General features: G+C 70.4%; 16 protein-coding genes. 6 read left to right on the top strand and 10 right to left on the bottom strand.

Annotation, left to right across the window (positions count from 1 at the left end; all coding sequences use genetic code 11):
• Positions 1–60 precede the first annotated feature (60 nt).
• Together WMF19_RS33745 and WMF19_RS33740 are read left to right on the top strand one after the other, a co-directional pair.
• Complete coding sequence (locus WMF19_RS33745; protein ID WP_272094920.1) at positions 61–1164, top strand: deoxyhypusine synthase family protein; 1104 nt, start codon at positions 61–63, stop codon at positions 1162–1164.
• A gap of 25 nt (positions 1165–1189) precedes the next feature.
• The gene (locus WMF19_RS33740; protein WP_437894114.1) at positions 1190–1771 is read left to right on the top strand and encodes a hypothetical protein; all 582 of its coding nucleotides are present in this window, start codon (positions 1190–1192) and stop codon (positions 1769–1771) included.
• Positions 1772–1796: 25 nt separating this feature from the next.
• Here WMF19_RS33740 and WMF19_RS33735 read toward each other — a convergent pair whose 3' ends face one another.
• The 4 genes from WMF19_RS33735 to WMF19_RS33720 are packed head-to-tail and all read right to left on the bottom strand — an operon-like array spanning position 1797 to position 5785.
• Positions 1797–2957, bottom strand: coding sequence for a homogentisate 1,2-dioxygenase (locus WMF19_RS33735; RefSeq protein ID WP_437894113.1), 1161 nt, complete (start codon positions 2955–2957; stop codon positions 1797–1799).
• Positions 2957–4108: a 4-hydroxyphenylpyruvate dioxygenase family protein gene (locus WMF19_RS33730; protein ID WP_437894112.1), complete on the bottom strand. Its 1152-nt coding sequence runs from the start codon at positions 4106–4108 to the stop codon at positions 2957–2959. The genes WMF19_RS33735 and WMF19_RS33730 overlap by 1 nt, the downstream gene beginning before the upstream one ends.
• A 37-nt stretch (positions 4109–4145) precedes the next feature.
• Entirely contained in the window at positions 4146–4811 is a 666-nt protein-coding gene (gene maiA, locus WMF19_RS33725; protein WP_437894111.1) for a maleylacetoacetate isomerase, read from the bottom strand.
• Positions 4808–5785, bottom strand: a complete 978-nt coding sequence (locus WMF19_RS33720) for a fumarylacetoacetate hydrolase family protein (RefSeq protein ID WP_437894110.1) — start codon at positions 5783–5785, stop codon at positions 4808–4810. Before WMF19_RS33720 ends, maiA begins: the two co-directional genes overlap by 4 nt.
• A 141-nt stretch (positions 5786–5926) precedes the next feature.
• Between WMF19_RS33720 and WMF19_RS33715 the strand changes: the two genes are divergently transcribed.
• Entirely contained in the window at positions 5927–8392 is a 2466-nt protein-coding gene (locus WMF19_RS33715) for a substrate-binding domain-containing protein (protein WP_437894109.1), read from the top strand.
• A 45-nt stretch (positions 8393–8437) separates the two neighbouring features.
• Here WMF19_RS33715 and WMF19_RS33710 read toward each other — a convergent pair whose 3' ends face one another.
• From WMF19_RS33710 to WMF19_RS33700, 3 genes are all read right to left on the bottom strand, one after another.
• The gene (locus WMF19_RS33710; RefSeq protein WP_437894108.1) at positions 8438–8791 is read right to left on the bottom strand and encodes a DUF1801 domain-containing protein; all 354 of its coding nucleotides are present in this window, start codon (positions 8789–8791) and stop codon (positions 8438–8440) included.
• 139 nt (positions 8792–8930) lie between these two features.
• The gene (locus tag WMF19_RS33705; RefSeq protein ID WP_437323957.1) at positions 8931–9713 is read right to left on the bottom strand and encodes a dienelactone hydrolase family protein; all 783 of its coding nucleotides are present in this window, start codon (positions 9711–9713) and stop codon (positions 8931–8933) included.
• Between the two features lie 139 nt (positions 9714–9852).
• Positions 9853–11259: an NAD-dependent succinate-semialdehyde dehydrogenase gene (locus WMF19_RS33700; RefSeq protein ID WP_437323956.1), complete on the bottom strand. Its 1407-nt coding sequence runs from the start codon at positions 11257–11259 to the stop codon at positions 9853–9855.
• A gap of 263 nt (positions 11260–11522) precedes the next feature.
• Between WMF19_RS33700 and WMF19_RS33695 the strand changes: the two genes are divergently transcribed.
• A complete protein-coding gene (locus tag WMF19_RS33695; protein WP_437894107.1) occupies positions 11523–12572 on the top strand; it encodes a hypothetical protein in 1050 nt (349 codons plus the stop codon).
• A complete protein-coding gene (locus WMF19_RS33690; RefSeq protein ID WP_437894106.1) occupies positions 12569–13318 on the top strand; it encodes a metallophosphoesterase family protein in 750 nt (249 codons plus the stop codon). Before WMF19_RS33695 ends, WMF19_RS33690 begins: the two co-directional genes overlap by 4 nt.
• Positions 13319–13485: 167 nt before the next feature.
• On the opposite strand, the gene WMF19_RS33685 is transcribed toward WMF19_RS33690, so the two are convergent.
• On the bottom strand, positions 13486–15063 hold the full coding sequence (locus tag WMF19_RS33685) for a DUF6119 family protein (protein WP_437894105.1): 1578 nt from the start codon (positions 15061–15063) through the stop codon (positions 13486–13488).
• 346 nt (positions 15064–15409) lie between these two features.
• Here WMF19_RS33685 and WMF19_RS33680 point away from each other — a divergent pair, with 346 nt between their 5' ends.
• Positions 15410–15580: a hypothetical protein gene (locus WMF19_RS33680; protein ID WP_437894104.1), complete on the top strand. Its 171-nt coding sequence runs from the start codon at positions 15410–15412 to the stop codon at positions 15578–15580.
• A gap of 90 nt (positions 15581–15670) precedes the next feature.
• On the opposite strand, the gene WMF19_RS33675 is transcribed toward WMF19_RS33680, so the two are convergent.
• Together WMF19_RS33675 and WMF19_RS33670 are read right to left on the bottom strand one after the other, a co-directional pair.
• On the bottom strand, positions 15671–17173 hold the full coding sequence (locus WMF19_RS33675) for a sigma 54-interacting transcriptional regulator (RefSeq protein ID WP_437894103.1): 1503 nt from the start codon (positions 17171–17173) through the stop codon (positions 15671–15673).
• A gap of 93 nt (positions 17174–17266) precedes the next feature.
• Positions 17267–17581: a response regulator transcription factor gene (locus tag WMF19_RS33670; protein WP_437894102.1), complete on the bottom strand. Its 315-nt coding sequence runs from the start codon at positions 17579–17581 to the stop codon at positions 17267–17269.
• Positions 17582–17628 lie beyond the last annotated feature (47 nt).

Here is a 17628-nt window from a genome sequence, read left to right as displayed (position 1 = left end):
CTCTCGCGGCGAGCTTCGCGCTCGACGGCCCACCCCCCGCGCGGGTATATGTCGCGCCCTATGTCCTCTCCGAAGCATCCTCGTCCCTCGCACCGCCAGCTCGGCGACGGCGTCGAAGACCAGCTCGTGCCGCTCGCCGCGCTCGACCCGCTGAAGATTGACTCTTTCGACGATCTGCTCCGCGCGATGAGCAGGACCGCGTTCAGCGGCCGCGCGCTCGGCGAGGCGTGCGACGTGCTCGAGGCGATGGTGCGCGACGAGGACTGCCTCGTCGTGGCGACGTTCTCCGGCGCGATGACGGTCGCCAAGATGGGCGTCGTCATCGTGCGGATGATCGAGGCCGGCATGATCGACTGCATCATCAGCACGGGGGCGCTCATGGCGCACGGGCTGAGCGAGGCGGTCGGCCTGACCCATTACAAGGCGAACCCGGGCATCTCCGACGAGACGTACTTCGAGAAGGGGTACAACCGCGTCTACGACACGCTCGAGATGGAGAAGAACCTCAACGCGATCGAGGTCTTCGTCCGGAAGGAGCTCGACAAGCTGGACCCCGGCTCTCCCTGGTCGAGCGAGATCATCTGCCGCCAGCTCGGCAAGGCGCTGGCGGACATGGGCGACTCGCCGGGCGTGCTCCGGAGCGCGTACCTCCGCGACGTGCCCGTCTACGTGCCGGCGTTCACCGACAGCGAGATGGGCCTCGACGTGGCGACGTGGATGCTGCGCAAGGTGAAGGCGCAGCACGGCGACAAGCCGGGCTTCGACGTGTGGCGCGAGGCCGTGCCGCCGCCGTACAACCCGTTCCTCGATCTGCTGAGCTACGCCCGCCTCGTCCGCAAGAAGAAGCGCCTCGGCATCTTCACCATCGGCGGCGGCGTGCCGCGCAACTGGGCCCAGCAGGTCGCGCCGTTCTACGACATCGTCGGCGATCGCCTGGACATCGAGGTCGATCACCCGCGGTTCCAGTACGGCGTCCGCATCTGCCCCGAGCCCGTCCACTGGGGCGGCCTGTCCGGCTGCACGTACTCCGAGGGCGTGAGCTGGGGGAAGTTCACCCCGCCGCAGGAGGGCGGGCGCTTCGCCGAGGTGTACGCGGACGCCACGGTCGCGTGGCCGCTCCTCGTGCGCGCGCTGCTCGAGCGGCTCGGCAAGATGCCGAAATAAAATAGAGTAGGGGGAGGAGGTCACCGTGCTCGCCCCCAAGCGCCGTCCCCCGCTCACCCATCGGCTGCTCCTCTCCCTGGCCGCCGCCGGCGGCGCGCTCGTGTCCGCTGGCTGCCCCTCGCCCGAGGAGCGCGCCTGCGACCGCATCTGCGACTGCTCCGGCTGCAGCGAGGCGAGGTACCTCGAGTGCGTCGACAAGGCGGAGACCGCGCGGGCGGCCGCGGTGGAGGCGAGCTGCACCGCCTCCTTCGACGAGTACGTGACCTGCGTCGAGGAGGAGCTCGAATGCAAGGACGAGAATTACCTGTTCGACGCCTGCGACGGCCAGCGAGACAGCCTCCGTGGCTGCGGCATCTCGATCTTCCGCACCGTCTGCGAGGACGCCAACGACGTCTTCATGGCGTGCGGGCTGGGATTCCCGTTCTCGACCAACCCCGACGACTGCATCGGGTCGATCGTGTGCAACGCCCGCTGCATCATCGGCATGTCCTGCAATGGGCTGAACGGGATCGATTTCGAGGAGTCGCAGCGCTTCAACGAGTGCACGAGCGACTGCTTCAACAAGCCCCAGCCCGCGGGCTCCGAGCCGCAGCCCGGAGCGCCCTGAGGGAAGCCCCCCTCGTTCGACCCCGCTAAGGGCCCGCGATGAAGCTGTCCTGGTAGCCCGGGTCCTCCACCGCGAGCGCGGCCGCGGTGGCCGAGAGCGGGCGGATCGTGTCGAGCATGACCGCCAGTTCGCTCGTCTCGCGGGCCCCGAGGCTCGCCTCGTACGCGCCGGGGTGCGGCCCGTGCGGGACGCCGGCGGGGTGGTGCGAGATGCTGCCGGGGCCGACGCCGCGGCGTGAGGTGAAGTTGCCGCGGCAGTAGAACAGGAACTCGTCGCAATCGACCGACGAGTGCGGGTACGGGCACGGGATCGCCTCCGGGTGGAAGTCGACAGGGCGCGGCACGAAGCTGCAGACGAGGGCGCCCCGCGCGGCGAATGTCCCGTGCCAGTCCGGAGGCAGGTGCACGAGCCCGACGCGCGCCTGGAAGCGCTGGATCGGGAACGCGAACGGGTACACCGTCCCGTCCCAGCCGACGACGTCGAGCGGCGAGCGCTCGAGGGCGAAGCCGTGGAAGGCGCCGCCGCGCTTCACGACGAGCGCGCGGATGCCCTCGTCGAGGGGGCCGACGAACGTGGGCCGCCGGAAATCGCGGTGCGAGTACGGCGCGTCCATCCGCAGCTGGCCGACCTCGTTGCGCCACTTGCGCGGGAGGTGGATGTCCGCGGCCTCGATCGAGAGCCAGCGCTGGGGCGCGGCGTCCGGGAGGAAGCGGTAGAAGAGCCCCTTCGGGATGACGACGTAGTCGTCCTGCTCGAAGCGCAGATCGCCGAGCATCGTGCGCAGGACGCCGCCCCCGTGGAAGATGAAGAACAGCTCGTCGGCGTCGGCGTTCGCGAAGTACACAGGATCGGCCGCGTCCGGCTGGACGAGCCCGAGCACCACGTCGTCGTTGAAGAGCAGCGGCACGCGGCAGTCGACAGCGGGCCCGCCCCGCCGCGGCAGATCCTGCGACCGGTAGTGCCGCTTGGCGAGCGGGCGCGCCGCCGCGGCGACCGGCAGCGTGAAGCCGTGCGCGGCCTCCGCGACCCGGTGCTCGTGCGGCCGGCGCTCGTGGTAGGCGATCGTGTAGGGGCCGTCGAAGCCCGCCCGCGTCAGGCACTCCTCGTAGCGGAGATCCCCCGCCTCGCTCCGGAGAGCGATGTGGTGCTTCGGCGGGACGATCCCGGCGACGACGCGATCGAGCATCAGCCGTGCCCCCCCGCCTTCTGCTGCCGCTCGATGCTCTCGAACAGCGCCCGGAAATTGCCGGCGCCGAAGCCGCGGTCCCCCTTGCGCTGGATGAGCTCGAAGAAGAACGGCCCGGCCTCCGGATCGCGGTGCGTGCCCGACGACTCTTTCAGAAAGATCTGGAGGAGGTACGACCGCGCGCCGTCGCCGTCGACGAGCACCTCGAGATCGCGCAGCTCCGCCGCGTCCTCGTCGATCTGCCCGATGCCGAGCCGCTGCAGGCGCTCGGGCAGCATGTCGTAATAGGCGGCCGGGGTCGGCATGAACTCCACGCCCCGGCCGCGCATCGCGCGCACCGCGGTGAGGATGTCCTCCACGGCGAGCGCCACGTGCTGCACCCCGTCGCCGCGGTGCTCCTCGTTGAAGACGTTGATCTGCGAGCTCTTGAAGTGCGGCCGGTAGGGCTCGTTGTTCGCGAACTTCACGCCCGAGGCCGGGTCCCACATCACGGCCGAGCGCAGGCCCGAGCCGTGGTCCGCGTCCTTCGCGACGTCGTTCGTGTGGAACGCGATCTGCCAGAACGGCTCGAGCCCGAGCACGTGCTCCATCCAGAGCAGCGCGGGCGCCATCGTCTGGAAGTTCGAGGTGATGTGATCGAACCGGGCGATCCCGAAGCGGTTCTCGCCGCCGCGCGGCGCGTCGTAGGCCGCGCAGCCGGGGAACAGCGCGGGGTAGCCGCGCCGCTCCACGAAGCGGAAGGTGGTGTCGCCGAACGGGGTCGTGATCGAGAACGAGGCGAAGGTGCCGCCGGCCTCGCTCACCCGATGGATCTCGTCGATCGGCGTGCCCCCGCGGCCGTCGAGCAGCCGGAAGGCGCGGTCGATGTCCTCCACCTCGAAGATGACCGTGCCCACGCCGTCCGGGTGCTTGCGCAGGTAGCGCCACGCCCGCCCGCCCTCGCCGGCGGGCTGCGAGCAGACGACGACGCACTCGCCGGCCTGGAAGACGACCGAGCGCTGCGCCGCTGCCGCCGTGAGCTCCGGCGAGCTCGCGGCGATCTCCGCGAAGTCGAGCCGCTCCGTGTAGAACCTGCGGCTCCGCTCGAGGTCGTGCACGTAGTAGTGCAGCGCCTCCACCCGCTTGATGCCGATCGACTCCACCTTGGCCATACGGGTCCTCCGTCGCGAGGGGTAACGCAGGGGCGAGCTAGGCGACCGCGTCGACCTGGCGGTCGGCGTGGGCCGCCTGGAACGCAGGCAGCTCCATGCACGCGGCCTCGATCCGCGTGAGGGTCGAGAGCGGCGCGAGGTCGACCTCGTAGCGCCGCGCGTTGTAGAGCTGGGGCACGAGGAACACGTCCGCCACCGTGACGTGATCACCGACGCAGAACCGCCCGGAGAGCTCGCCCGCCGCCGCCTGGAACGCGGCGAGGCCCGCGGCGATGAAGCGCCGCCCGAAGGCCTTCTCGTCGCCGCCGAGCTCGTCCCTCACGTACTTCAGCGTGGCGGTGTTCTGCATCGGCTGCGTGCCGGAGTTGATCATCTCCACGAGCTGCCGCGCCCTGGCGCGGAGGTACGGATCCGCGGGCAGGAGCGGCGGCGCGGGGAAGAGGTCCTCGAGCAGCTCGATGATGGCCACCGACTGGGACACACGCCGGACGGCGCCGCCCTGCTCGAACTCGAGCAGGGGCACCTGCGCCATCGGGTTCTTGGCTCGGTAGTCGTCGCGGAGCTGCTCGCCGCCGTCCCGGACGAGGTTCACCGGCCGGTACGCGTGCTCGATGCCCTTGTGGGCCAGGGCGATGCGCACGCGCCAGCTGCACGAGCTTCGCCAGTAACCGTAGAGCGTGAGCCCCTGGACTGCGGCGCTCATCCGGCCACCACCCGCTGCGCGATGCGCCCAAAGAGGCTCTCTCCCGCGCGATTCAGCATCTCGATCATGATCGTGTCTCCTGGCTTCATGAACGGCGTCCTGGCCGCCCCGTCCGAGAGGATCTCGAGCATGCGCCGCTCGGCGAGGCAAGACACGCCGCGCGCCGGGTCCTCGTTGGAGACGGTGCCGCTGCCGAGGAGGGTCCCCGCCGTGAGGCTGCGGGTCCTGGTGACGTGCGCGATCAGATCGAAGAACGAGAAGTGCATCTCCGGGCCGGCCTCGGGATCGCCGATGAGCGCGCCGTTGTAAATCGAGCGGAGCCGCAGGTGGACGCGCCCGTCGCGGAGCGCGTCCCCGAGCTCGTCGGGCGTGATCGCGAACGGCGAGAACGCGGTGGCGGGCTTGGAGCAGAAGAACCCGAACCCCTTTGCGAGCTCGGCGGGCACGAGGTTGCGCAGCGTCACGTCGTTGGCCAGCAGGAACAGGCGGATGTGCCGGTGGGCCTCTTCGCGGCGCGTGCCCTGCGGCGTGTCGCCGAGGACGACGCAGACCTCGGCCTCGAAATCGAGGCCCCAGGCCTCGTCGCGCAGGACGATGTCGTCGGTCGGGCCGAGGAGGACGCCGGAGCCGCCCTGGTACACGAGCGGATCGGTCGTCAGCGTCTCGGGGGGCTCGGCGCCGCGCGCCTTGCGCACGAGCACGATGTGGTGGATGTACGCCGAGCCGTCGATCCACTCGTAGGCGCGCGGAAGCGGCGCAGCGAGCTCTTCCGTGACCAGCGGCGCCACGGCCGCCTCGCCGAGCTCGACGTCGGCCGCGATGCGGCGGAGCGCGGGCTCGGCGCGCTCCCAGTCGTCCAGCGCGGCCTGGAGCGTGGGGAAGGCAGCGCCGGCGTGGGCGTAGGCGAGGCCGTCGCGGCGGACGACGACGAGCGTGCCGTCACGGCCGGGGCCGCGGAGAGAGGCGAGCTTCATGCGGGTGCGAGCTCCTCGTGGTCCTACGGTGGTCTCATCGTCTCTGCTTGACAAGCACGAGCCCGCTCCCGCCTGCTACCAGCATGTGCTCGCGTGCGCCCTTGGCAGCGAGCGAGCGAGCGAGCGGCTGAACGGATCTGCATGACCACCGGACTGGACGTTTTCTCGACCCTCCACGACCTCGTGCGACGAGCCATGGAGGGCCTCCCCGGCACGCGGCGCGGGAGCCTGCTGATTCGCACAGGCCGACGGCTCTCCTACAGAGCGATCGTCGGGCTCGACGGCCTCCTGCCGGGCCAGGTGAACATGCCGTCCGACGGCGGGGTGCTCAGCGAATCGGCTCCGTTCGGCCCCGCCGCGGCGCCCGAGGCGGCGCACGGCCCGTGCCTCGTCCCCGCGGTCGCGTGGTACCGGGCGCACCTTCCCGAGCTTGCGGAAGTGCCTGGCTGGCCGCTCGACGGCGTCCACGTCCACGTCGTACCGGTGCCCATGTTCGGCGCGCCTGGCGCCTACCTCGCCCTGGAGAAGCCGGACGCGGCGCCGCTCTCGGGCCCGTGGCGCGCGCTCGTGGAGTCGATCGCGGTGAGCGTGGGCGTCGTGCTCGAGCGGCGCGGCCTCTTCAAGGAGAAGGCGCAGAGCGCCCAGGAGCTGCGCCTGCTCGAGGAGGTGCTGAGCTCCGTCGCCGAGTCGGTCGAGCTCCTCGAGCTCATCGAGACGCTCGCGGACGGGATCCGGAGCGTGCAGACCGGCCCGCGCTGGAACACGATCGATCTCGCCATCCTGGAGGATGCCGGGGGCGAGGGGCGCGTCGCCGATGGATGGCGCGGATCCTACGACGCGAGCGGCGCGCGAGGCCAGCCGATGATCCGCGTCTACAAGGCTCCCCGCCGGCCGATGACGGCGTACTGGAACAACCTGCGGGACGGCGCGCTGGCGGCGGGGCGCGATCTCCGGGTCGGGGTCGAGTTCAGGAGCGTCATGTCCGCCGCCGCCGCGGCTCAGGAGGCGCTCCTCGAGGAAGGGATCCGGCGGCGGGTGGACGGGATCGCGATCGCGCCCATCGACCCCGTGGCGCTCGAGCCGGCCATCGGCCGCGCGATGGCGGCGGGTATCCCGGTCATCACGATCGACACGCCGGCCGCCCCGGGCAGCCGGTCGTTGCTCTACGTCGGGACCGACAACCGGGCCGCCGGGAGGATCGCGGGCGAGGCGATGCTGCGGCTCATGCCGCAGGGAGGCGAGATCACCGTCCAGGCGGAGTCCTTCGCCGTGCCGAACGCCCAGGGGCGCATCGAGGGGTTCCGCGAGGCGATCGCCGGCTCGTCGGTCCGCGTGGCCTCGCTCTCGGAGAACCTGTTCGATGTGGAGAGCGCGATCGCGCTCGCCGTCGACGTGGTGCGGTCGAACGCCGGCCTCGCCGGCGCCCTGGGGGTGTGCAGCGAGAACGGCCCCAGCCTGGGGCTTGCCTCGATGAGGCTCGGGCGATCCGGCGATCTCAAGGTGGTCGCCTTCGATCTCGTCACCTCGACGGTCGCGATGCTCCAGGACGGCGTGATCCACGCGGCGATCGTGCAGCGCGAGTACGACATGGGGTACCGCGGCGTGCAGGCGCTCTACGAGATGGCCACGCGCGGCGTCCCGGAGGCCCTCGCGGATCTGCCGGCGTCGCGCTGCATCGACACGGGGGTCGACCTCGTGACCCTCGAGCGCACGCCCTTCTCGAGCGCCCTCTCGGATCACCTCGCCTCGAGCTCCGCCCGCAGGATCGCGAACCGCAGGCTGGGCGCGGGGGGGCGCGAGCGCGCGCTCGATTTCCTGGTGATCGGCATGGCCCAGCGCGAGAGCCTCGTCGACGACGAGCGCGCGCCGGTCACGGACGACTCGCTGGTGGGCCGGGTGATGCGCTCGTGCAGCTCGCTCGTCATCGACGCCGCGTCGAGCGAGCACCAGCGCTTCCGCGACGTCGCCGAGGCGCGCCGGAGCGGCGCGCGCACGCTGGTCGGCGTGCCGCTGCTCTCCCGCGACGCGGTCCTCGGGGTCCTCGTCCTGGCCAGCCCGCAGCCCGACGCGTGCTCGGCGACCGACCTGGCGCTCATCGAGCGCGTGGCCGCGGTGGCCGCCGTCGCCATCGAGAACGCGCGGCTCCTGTCGCGGATCAAGGAGCGGACGAGGGCGCTCGAGTCGCTGAGCAGCCGCCAGGAGGCGCTCCTCGAGACGATCGCCGCGATGTCGAGCCCGGTGGTGCCGATCGCGCGCGGCGTCCTCGTCATGCCGATCGTTGGCGCGCTGGACACGCACCGCTCCGGCCGCTTCATCGAGGCGATGCTGAAGGAGATCTCCGAGCACCAGGCGCGCGTCGTGATCATCGACGTCACCGGCATGGCGGTGGTCGACGCGAGCGCGGCGAACCACCTCGCTCAGGCGGCGCGCGCCGCCGGGCTGCTCGGGGCCGAGGTGGTGCTCGTCGGGATCGCGCCCGAGGCGGCGCGGCTCATGGTGGAGCAGAGGCTCGATCTCGGGGCGATCGTCACCCGCTCCACGCTGGAGCTCGGGTTCTCGTACGCGCTCGGCAAGACGGGCGGGCGGGTCGTCCAGGGGCGCCGCTGAGCGGCGGCGCCCGCGGCCCTCGCGCCGGGGCGCTCCGCGCGAGCCTTATCGGTCCCGGTGGAGCGCGACGGCGGCCGCGACCAGCGCGGCGATCGCGGGGACGTCCACGTCCTTGGCGGAGCGGACATGGACGTTCCTGGCCTGCTTGGCCTCGCCGGTGAGCAGGCCGTTGGGATCCGGCAGCTCGGCCCCGCGCTCGAAGCCGAGGGTCACGCCGAGGCGCTGCGGGGCGAGCCAGCAGATCTTGTGTTGGTCGCCGCTGCCCATTCGGAAGCTGATGAGCCGCCAGCCTGGATAGACGTGCTCGTGGACGTCGGGAATGATGCGGAGGAGCAGCTTGCGCACGCGCAAGGTCAGCTGTTGCGCTGAAGGAGGATACTCGCTCAGCAGTGCGGCCACGGCCGGATCGTCCGACACAATCAATGACGGTAAGTCGACGTTCACGGAGACGCAACCGGCCGTGCATCGTCCCGCGACGTTCCGGTGTGGGCGCTCTCGCGCTCTCGCGTTCTCGCGTTCTCGCGTTCGCGCCGGGCGGTCAGGGGTGGAGTCGCTCGCGGAAGAAGGCGAGGACGCGCGTGAGCGCCTCGCGCGTCGGGTGGCCCTCGCGGTCGACCAGATCGCGCGTCAGGACCGAATGGGCGGTGCGCCGGATCCCGTGGGGGTTGCCTGCGGACGAGTCGATCTCGATCCCCTCGAAGCCGTCGCCGAGCTCGGCTCGGAGCCGGTCGAACCGCTCCTTCGGGCACAGCGGATCGCGGGTGAAGCGGAGCCCGAGCACCGGGGTGCCGGCGGCGACGCGCTCCTTGACGGTGCGGAGGCCGTCGTCGGAGAGGTGGAGCCCGGCCCGGCGCTCGCGCGAGAGCGGGAAGGGCAGCGACGGCTGGCTCAGCACGGGCGCCGCGATGGCAGGGTCGACCATCAGCGCCAGCGCGAAGTTGCCGGTCAGGCACATGCCGATCGCGCCGACGCCCTTGCCCCCGAGCTCCGCGTGGACGTCGCGGCAGAGCGCGCGCAGCCAGTCGGTGATCGGGCTCGCCTGCCTGGACGCGAGCACGTGGAACTCGCGGCTGATGCAGGCGCGGGCCAGCTGCTCGACGATGTAGGGGGGCGTGTCCGGCTTGCCGGGCGTCCCGAAGAGGTGCGGCATGAAGACGGTGAAGCCGGCGTCCGCCACGCGCTCGGCGAACGCCGCGACCGACGGGGTGATGCCCGGGATCTCGTGCATGACGACGACACCCGGGCCCGCGCCGCGGCGGTAGACCACCCGCGCCACGCCGTCGTGCGAGAACTGCGTTTCGGTGAAGCCGGGGAGCGACATGGCCACCATCATCACCCGTCGCTGGACGCCGGGGAAGCGGCGGCCGGACGGCGGCCGCGCGGCTCACCCGGCGATCGCTCGGTCGCTCGATCGCTCGATCGCTCGAGCTCGCCGTCCTTCGGTCGCTCCGTTCCTCGGATCACTCGGACGCAGGCAGGCCCCTCGGCCGCTCGTCCTTGGCGATCCAGACGGTCTTGACGTTCACGAACTCGCGCAGGCCGTACGAGGAGAGCTCGCGGCCGTAGCCGGACATCTTGACGCCGCCGAACGGCAGCCGGGGATCGGACACGACCATCCCGTTGACGAACACCTGGCCGGCGTCGAGCTCGTTGATGAGGCGCTCGCGCTCGTCGGCGTCGCGCGTCCAGGCGCTCGCCCCGAGGCCGAACCGGGTGGAGTTCGCCATGTGGATGGCCTCGTCGAGGTCGGTGACGCGGAAGACCGCCGCGACCGGGCCGAAGAGCTCGTCGTCGGCGGCGGGGGAGGGGCGCTGGACGTCGGTGAGCACGGTCGGCGGGAAGTAGTTGCCCGGCCCCTTCAGCCGCTTGCCTCCGGTGAGGAGGAGCGCGCCCGCGGCCACCGACGCCCGCACCTGCTCCTCGAGCTCCGCGGCGATCTGCGGGGTGGCGAGCGGCCCGACGTCGACCGACGGATCCATCGGGTCGCCGACCCGCAGGCGCCGCATGGTCGCGACGAAGCGCTGCTCGAACTCGGGCGCGATCGACTCGTGCACGATGAAGCGCTTCGCCGCGATGCAGGACTGGCCGTTGTTGATGATGCGCGCACGGATGGCGGTCCCCACGGCGGCGTTGAGGTCGGCGCTCGGCATGACGATGAACGGATCGCTGCCGCCGAGCTCGAGCACCACCTTCTTGAGGTGCTTTCCGGCGTGGGCGCCGACGCTGCGCCCCGCGTTCTCGCTGCCGGTGAGCGTCGCGGCCGCGATGCGCGGGTCGGCGAGGAGGCGCGGCACGACGTCGGTCCCCGCGAGCAGCGCCTGGAAGACCCCCTCCGGGAAGCCGGCCCGGCGGAGGATGTCCTCGATGGCGAGCGCGCAGCGGGGGACGTTCGAGGCGTGCTTGAGGAGGCCGACGTTGCCTGCGACGAGCGCCGGCGCGGCGAAGCGGAAGACCTGCCAGAACGGGAAGTTCCACGGCATGATCGCGAGCACCACGCCGAGCGGATGGAAGGCCACGTAGCTCCTGCCCGCGTCGGTGGCGACCTCTTCGGGGGCGAGCAGGCGCTCGGCGTTGTCGGCGTAGTAGCGGCACGCGGTCGCGCACTTCTGGGCCTCGGCGATGGCGGAGCCGATGGTCTTCCCCATCTCGAGCGTCATGAGCTGCCCGAGCTGCTCCTTCTCGCCGTCGAGGATGTCGGCTGCCCGGCGCAGCTTCTGGGCCCGCTCGGCGATCGGGGTCTGCCGGAAGCTGCGGAACGCGGCGTGCGCGCGCGCCACCTTCTGCTCCAGCGCCGCTGACGAGAGGGGTTCGAACGTCTCGATCGTCTCTCCGGTCGCTGGATTGATCGTCGCGATGGCGGTGTTCACGGATGTGCCTCCTCTTCGAGCGTCGGGGGCCGCGGCTCGTCGCCTGCCAGCTCGGGGCGCGCCGAGCGGCCCCGGCAGGCGAGCTTGAGCCAGACCCGCCTCGTCGTGCAATGGTCAGCGAGGACGAGCCCGCTTCTCTTCCCTTGTTCGCGTCGTTCCGGCGTGGACCACGTGTCCACGTATCCACGTGTCCACGCATGTTCCGGGCGCGTGAGGGGGGAGGGGGGTCGCCATCGCACGTCCTGTTCATTACGCAGAGGGGGATGGTCCGCAGCGGATCCCCTGTCGCAGGCGACGCGGAGCACGCGCTTTCAGCCCGGGCGACGCGCGCAGGCGAGCGCGCGGCGCTCGCTCCTCCAGCCTTCGACGACCCCGCCGGCCAGCTCTCCCGCGCGGGCGAGCTGGAGGTGAGGGTGAGGGCGATGGAAGCCCTCCTCTGCGCCGGCGTGCCGTTCATGGTGGCGGGGGCGTATGCCTTCTTCGCGTACACGGGCATTTTCCGGGACACGAAGGATCTCGACGTGATGCTGGACGAGCGCGAGGTGCCGGCGGCGTTCAGGGCGCTGGAGCGGGCCGGCTTCGCGACGGAGCTCATCGATCCGCTGTGGATCGGGAAGGCCTACGCGGGCGATCGTTTCATCGATCTCATCTTCTCGTCGAGCAACGGCCTGGCCGTGGTGGATGGCGGCTGGTTCGAGCACGCGCGTCCGGCCACGATCCTGGGGCACTCTTGCCTGATCGCGCCGGTGGAGGAGATCATCTTCACGAAGGCGTTCGTGGACGAGCGGGAGCGGTACGACGGCGCCGACGTGAACCACCTCATCTACGCGTGCGGGGACGAGATGGACTGGGAGAGGCTCCTCGCCCGGTTCGGTCCCTACTGGGAGGTCCTGTTCGCGCACCTGACGCTGTACCGCTTCGTCTATCCGGGCGCGCGGAGCCGGGTGCCCGGGTGGCTCATCGACGAGCTCTGCCGGCGCACGCTGGAGCAGATGCGGGCCGGCGACGCGCCGCTCCGGGTCTGCCGGGGGAACCTGATCAGCAGGCGGCAGTACGCGCACGATTATGAGAAGCTCGGGCTCGTGGTGGCGCCCCCTGGGGCCGCGCCCGAGGCGGCGCGGGGGGCGCTGGGCCGGAAGCGCCGGCGGTCTGCGGCGGGGCGGCCTCGCCTCGGCAATCTCGGCAATCTCGGCAATCTCGGCAATCTCGGCAATCTCGGCAAGGAGAGGCCGGGCCGCGACGGGGCTCAGGGCGACGCGGAGGAGCCGGGCGTGGAGGTCGAGGCGGCGCGGGTCCGCAAGCCGGGACCATGAGCGCCGCCGTCGCCGGAGGGAACGGGGAGCCGGGCAAGCGCCGCATCGCGGCGTCCTCGGATCTGCACTGCCGGCCGGAGCACGGCGCCAGGATGCGCGAGCTCGTGAAGGCGGTGAACGCGGAGGCGGAGCTGCTCGTGCTGTGCGGCGATCTCACCGATCGCGGCCATCCCGAGGAGGCGAAGGTGCTGGCCGACGCGCTCGCCGGGCTCTCCGTGCCGTGCGCCGCCGTGCTGGGCAACCACGATCTCGACCGGGGGGCGGGCGCCGAGATAGCGAAGCTCCTGGGCGACGCGGGCGTCGAGGTGCTCGACGGGGATCACCTGATCTTGCGCGACGACATCGGGGTCGCCGGGGTGAAGGGCTTCATGGGCGGCTTCGGGAGCGCGACGCTCCAGGCGTTCGGCGAGGGCCCGCTCAAGGCTTTTGTCCAGGAGGCGGTGACCGAGGCGCTGAAGCTCGAGGCGGCGCTGTCCCAGCTCGACAGCGAGAAGAAGATCGTGATCATGCATTACACGCCGATCCTCGAGACGACCGTCGGCGAGAACGTGGAGATAAGGCCCTTCCTTGGGACGAGCCGCCTGGCCGCGCCGATCGATCTGTACGGCGCCGACGTGGTCTTCCACGGCCACGCGCACCACGGGGCGCTCGAGGGGCGCATGTCGAACGGGACTCCGGTTTACAACGTGGCGATGCCGCTGCTCAGGAAGCTGACGGGGAAGTCGTTCCTGCTGTTCGAGGTGTGAGCGCCGGCCCTCAGCTCCGCGTGCCGCAAGCCCAGTCGCGTGGCCTTGAGCCCTTCACGTCGCGAGGACTCCGCCCTCCTGTGTCGCGACGGGAGCGGGTCGCCGGCGAGGGCCCGACGGTGATGATGGCGCTGAGCGGGCGCTCGCTCGCCGCAGGAGCGCGAGGGTCACGGCACGTCGACCCTCAGCAAGGAGACCTTGTAGCCCATTCGCCGCAAGACCCTCGCCGCGTTAGCGAGGTTGAGCTGGCTCAGGAACGGGAGCGATGAGGGCCAGGTGGCCGTGCGCTTGGTGATGACGGCGTAGACGATCTCGAACGACGTGGCGTCGAACGTGGGAGCGGTGAACAGGGTGGCGTGGTTGGGGTGGCGCTTCAGCAGCGAGGCGACCTTATTGCGGTACCCATTGTCCGAGACAAGCGCTTCGGCCGAGGCGACGCCTTGCGAGAATAGGTGGCTGAGCGTCGAGGACCGCGTCTTCCTCTTCACGTGCACGAGCTGTCCACCGAGCGTGAGAAGGTCGCAGCATTCAATCGGAGCGTTGGCGCCAGTCACGCTCCTGTTCCCACGATCGAGGAGCGCGATGTTTTTCATCGTGGCGGCGACGCGCTCATTGTAGTCCTTCTCCACCTCGTCCGGGTTCGCGGCGGGCAGCTTCAGCCCGGAAGCGGGGATTTGCTTGATGTCGTTCTCGATGCGTCGCGCGTAGCTTGGCTCGATGACGTACCACTCTCCGGCCGACAGCGCGTAGAGATTGCCCTTGTGTGTCGCCTCGTACACAAGCGCGTCGTAGATAGACCATTTCTCTCGGGTGACGTCGGCGTCGGCGTACTTTACCCCTATGCGATCACGCCTTAGTTTGCTGATGGAGAGCGCGCCTGTGTCCAACGTGCCGAGGTAGTGCGCGAGATCCAGGTCGAGGTGATCGTCTGCGTGGGCTTCGGTGGAGTAATTGAAGGCCGAGAACCGATCCCACTCGATGGGCTTCGGGGCGGCGAGGTAACCGCTCGTCGAGGTGCCAGCGCGTAGACCTTGGACAAGCAGCTGGTCGAGCTCGTCTTTTAGGTTGGGATCGCGAATCTTTCGAACGTGGTCGACGAACGCGAACTCTTTGAGGTAATCCTTCTTTCCGTATTCATGAAGCAGCCGGTCGCACTTCGCGCCGAGGCCGGTGAACTCGATCTGCACGTTGAGGGCGAGGGCGTCGCTGCCTGTGACCTGCTTGCCGATGCTCGGGTCTCTCAGCTGACCGGTGACGGAGCGCATGAGATCCCGCGTGACGTCCAGCCCGAACGTCAGCAAACGGGAGCCCGCGCTCGCTTGACGTCTCGTGTGCAACGTCAGGTCTTCCCTGGTGTCCATGTCGACGCTGCGAAGCGCATCGGGGTCGACTGTGTTGAGGGCCACCTTGAGACCGAAGTCTCGCTCGATGAGCTCCTGGCGCAGCAGGTTGCTCCCGTACCCGAAGCTTATCGCGAAGAACCGGTCGCTGGTCTCCACGATCAGCACCGCCGACGAGGACGCGTTGACCAGGGAGAGGGGCGACCTGACACCTTCGTTGAGCAGCTCGACCCAGGCGGGCGGCTTGCGTGAAGGGGCGGTGGGGACGAACAGGGAGCCTTTGAAGCCGATGTTCTTCTTGAGGGGGTGTGGGGTCAGCGACGCCGGGTCTCGAAATGCATCTCTGGCAGCGGCCACGGTCGGCTTGAGAAGCCTGATGTTCAAGGGGCGAACTTTCACTTTCATGGCGCTGATCCTCGTCATCCGGCGTCGGGGGCCGCGTGCGTCGTCTGCTGCGCTGGCGGTGTTGGGCGGCGCGGGCTACAGAGTCTTCTGTTCATCGTGGTGCTTCACGTGGGCGTTGATGAGGCCGTTCAGGCCGCGCGCTCGATTCCACGGCTGGCGCACGGCGCCGGCACGTCCCGGGATCCGCCGCGCCCCGCGCGCCCTGAACAGTATGTCCTCCGCTTCGTCCGCTCCCACCCGCAGATCTTCGTATGGCCTCGATCGCGTGGCCTGGCTACGATCCCTGGAGTCAACCCGCACGACGCGCGATACCGTCACTCGCGCGCGCTCCGCTCAGGAGGATTTTATGGCCAAGGTGAGAGAGTTTCACACGATCACTCCCGAGTATCCGCCCGATCACCGGGAGGTGTATCATGATCAGAGCGACTGCAAGTTCGGAAAGGCGATCAAGCCCGATCACCGGTTGCAGGGGCGGGGAGGCAAGAAGCGCTGTTCGGAGTGCGAGCGGCTCGGTTAGCTTCACCGCCGGGAGTCCGGGCGAGGTGTGCCGGACTCCCGGCGGGATCTCGGAGATGCCACGCCAGCGCGCCGCCCCCCGCGGCGCCGCTCACCCGCCGTGCATATGGAACACGAGGTGCTCGGCCAACCACCCGTGGCCCCAACGAGCGAGCGCCAGGCGGCGACCCTCCTCCAGCGCGGCAGAGTCGGGCATGATCGCCTCGTCGAGCGTTGGCTCGACGAGGTGGCCGCTGCGGTGCGCGGATGGACCCACGTGCAGCAAGACCTGCTCGATCCCGCCCGCGCCGTGGAGCTCGATCTCCAGCACCGTCGGCTTCGAAGCGATCAGCGCCTTGCCTTCGACGAGGACGCTGGGCGCCGGTGAGTCTCCTCGCCGGTGGGTGACCAGCACGACGCTGAGCCTGCCGGCGCACCTCGAGGTGACCTCAATCCGGACCCGATCGCCGCTGGCGAGGGAGAGGATCTCGCCGGATCCGGCCGGGATCCATGTGCCCTGACGGTAGCCCAGGACCGCTGACGTCGCCGGCGGCCATACCGCCACGATGCCCCGCGCGACGGTCCGGATCAACCCGTGTCGCTCCAGGAGGTCGACGTTGTTGTCGAGCGTGCGCCGGTCGCGCGCCCCGAGCACCGCCTGGACGTCGTCGAGCGAGAGCGGCTCGGGGAAGACGTCGAGGAGGCGGCCCGCGAGATCCTGCGACCCTTGCCGAGACACGGCGGCTTTCGGACGGGGCCCGCGCGCCGCGAGGTCGTGGATCATCCCCGCATATCGCCTCCGGTCGTCCAGGGACGGGCTGACGCTCGGCGCGAACGCGGTGAGGCGATCCGCGCTCTCAGGCGTCCTCCGGCGCGCCCACTCGGCCCGGATCCAGCGCTCCACGTCCTCGACTTTGTCGAGCTGGCAGCGCTTCACGAACGTGCCGAGCTCACGGATGTTGCCAGGCCACGCCGCCGGGTGGTCTGCCAGGCGCCCTACCGCGGCCAGCACGTCGGCCGCGCGCTCCGGAGACAGAGTCGATGTCTTCAATATCTCCGCCGCGATCCGCGAGGCCCGCTCCGGATCGTCGCGCAACGGGTCGAGGGCGATCGGGAGGACGTTGATGCGGTGATAGAGATCTTCGCGGAAATGCCCCTGATTGCACATCTCCAGAAGGTCACTGTTCGTCGCCGCGATGAGCCGGAAGCTCGCGTGGAGGTCGTCGACGCCGCCCACCCGGCGATAGGTGCGCTCTTGAAGCAGCGTGAGCAGCTTGACCTGAACGGCGAGCGGAAGCTCGCCGATCTCGTCGAGGAAGAGCGTCCCGCCCTCCGCCCGCTTCACGATGCCGTCCGTGGCCTGGAGCGCGTGCGTGAACGCTCCGCGCTCGTGGCCGAAGAGAGTGCTCTCCTCCAGCCCCTTGGGGATCGCGCCGCAGTTCTGGGGGAAGAACGGCTTGCCCCGGCGGGCGCTCCGCTCGTGAATCCACCGCGCGAGTGCGCTCTTGCCCGAGCCGCTCGGACCGGTGATGAGCACGTCGTCATCCATCATCGCCAGTTTCAGCGTCCGCCGTGTGAGCTCGGGATCCAGGTCGAGCTCGGCCTTGTGTTTCATGAGGGATCTCCTGGGCATCGAGAGAGACGCCGCCAGTGTCGGCGAGGAGCGTAACAGCCCCGGCGATCCGACGCGCGGCGACGTCGGCGGAGGTCAAGCGGCACCGGAGCGCGCGTCCTGCAGCGACCGATAAGCGACGATGAGCTCGAGGCGCGAGTGGACGCCGAACGCGCGGTAGATCCTCTCCGTGTGCGTCCGGACGGTCCCCTCGCTCCGGGCGAGCTGGGCGGCTATCTGCTTGTAGGACAGCCCCGTTCCGACGAGCAGCGCGACCACGTCCCGCTGGCGAGGCGTGAGCGCCGGGCTCGCCGAGGGATCGGCGGGCGCGCGCGGGGGCGCGCGCCGGTTCTCGCTGCGCGCTCGGAGGTTGCGGCGAGGGCTGGCAGGGAAGGTTCCGTTCGGTCTCATCGACGGCATGGCTGTTCGCTCCCGGGCGCCGCGCGGCCGACCCGCCG

Source organism: Sorangium sp. So ce124, assembly GCF_051525235.1.
GTDB lineage: Bacteria > Myxococcota_A > Polyangia > Polyangiales > Polyangiaceae > Sorangium > Sorangium atrum.
Note: the sequence above shows the minus strand (reverse complement) of the source record. Positions and strands in the feature narration are given on the sequence as shown.

Excerpts from the sequence above, each read along its gene's own strand:
- WMF19_RS33695 (WP_437894107.1), top strand. The coding sequence starts at position 11,523 with ATGGTCCGCAGCGGATCCCCTGTCGCAGGCGACGCGGAGCACGCGCTT.
- maiA (WP_437894111.1), bottom strand. The coding sequence starts at position 4,811 with ATGAGCGCCGCAGTCCAGGGGCTCACGCTCTACGGTTACTGGCGAAGC.
- WMF19_RS33735 (WP_437894113.1), bottom strand. The coding sequence starts at position 2,957 with ATGCTCGATCGCGTCGTCGCCGGGATCGTCCCGCCGAAGCACCACATC.
- WMF19_RS33675 (WP_437894103.1), bottom strand. The coding sequence starts at position 17,173 with ATGAAACACAAGGCCGAGCTCGACCTGGATCCCGAGCTCACACGGCGG.
- WMF19_RS33690 (WP_437894106.1), top strand. The coding sequence starts at position 12,569 with ATGAGCGCCGCCGTCGCCGGAGGGAACGGGGAGCCGGGCAAGCGCCGC.
- WMF19_RS33680 (WP_437894104.1), top strand. The coding sequence starts at position 15,410 with ATGGCCAAGGTGAGAGAGTTTCACACGATCACTCCCGAGTATCCGCCC.
- WMF19_RS33720 (WP_437894110.1), bottom strand. The coding sequence starts at position 5,785 with ATGAAGCTCGCCTCTCTCCGCGGCCCCGGCCGTGACGGCACGCTCGTC.
- WMF19_RS33685 (WP_437894105.1), bottom strand. The coding sequence starts at position 15,063 with ATGAAAGTGAAAGTTCGCCCCTTGAACATCAGGCTTCTCAAGCCGACC.
- WMF19_RS33705 (WP_437323957.1), bottom strand. The coding sequence starts at position 9,713 with ATGTCGCTCCCCGGCTTCACCGAAACGCAGTTCTCGCACGACGGCGTG.
- WMF19_RS33745 (WP_272094920.1), top strand. The coding sequence starts at position 61 with ATGTCCTCTCCGAAGCATCCTCGTCCCTCGCACCGCCAGCTCGGCGAC.
- WMF19_RS33670 (WP_437894102.1), bottom strand. The coding sequence starts at position 17,581 with ATGAGACCGAACGGAACCTTCCCTGCCAGCCCTCGCCGCAACCTCCGA.
- WMF19_RS33715 (WP_437894109.1), top strand. The coding sequence starts at position 5,927 with ATGACCACCGGACTGGACGTTTTCTCGACCCTCCACGACCTCGTGCGA.
- WMF19_RS33730 (WP_437894112.1), bottom strand. The coding sequence starts at position 4,108 with ATGGCCAAGGTGGAGTCGATCGGCATCAAGCGGGTGGAGGCGCTGCAC.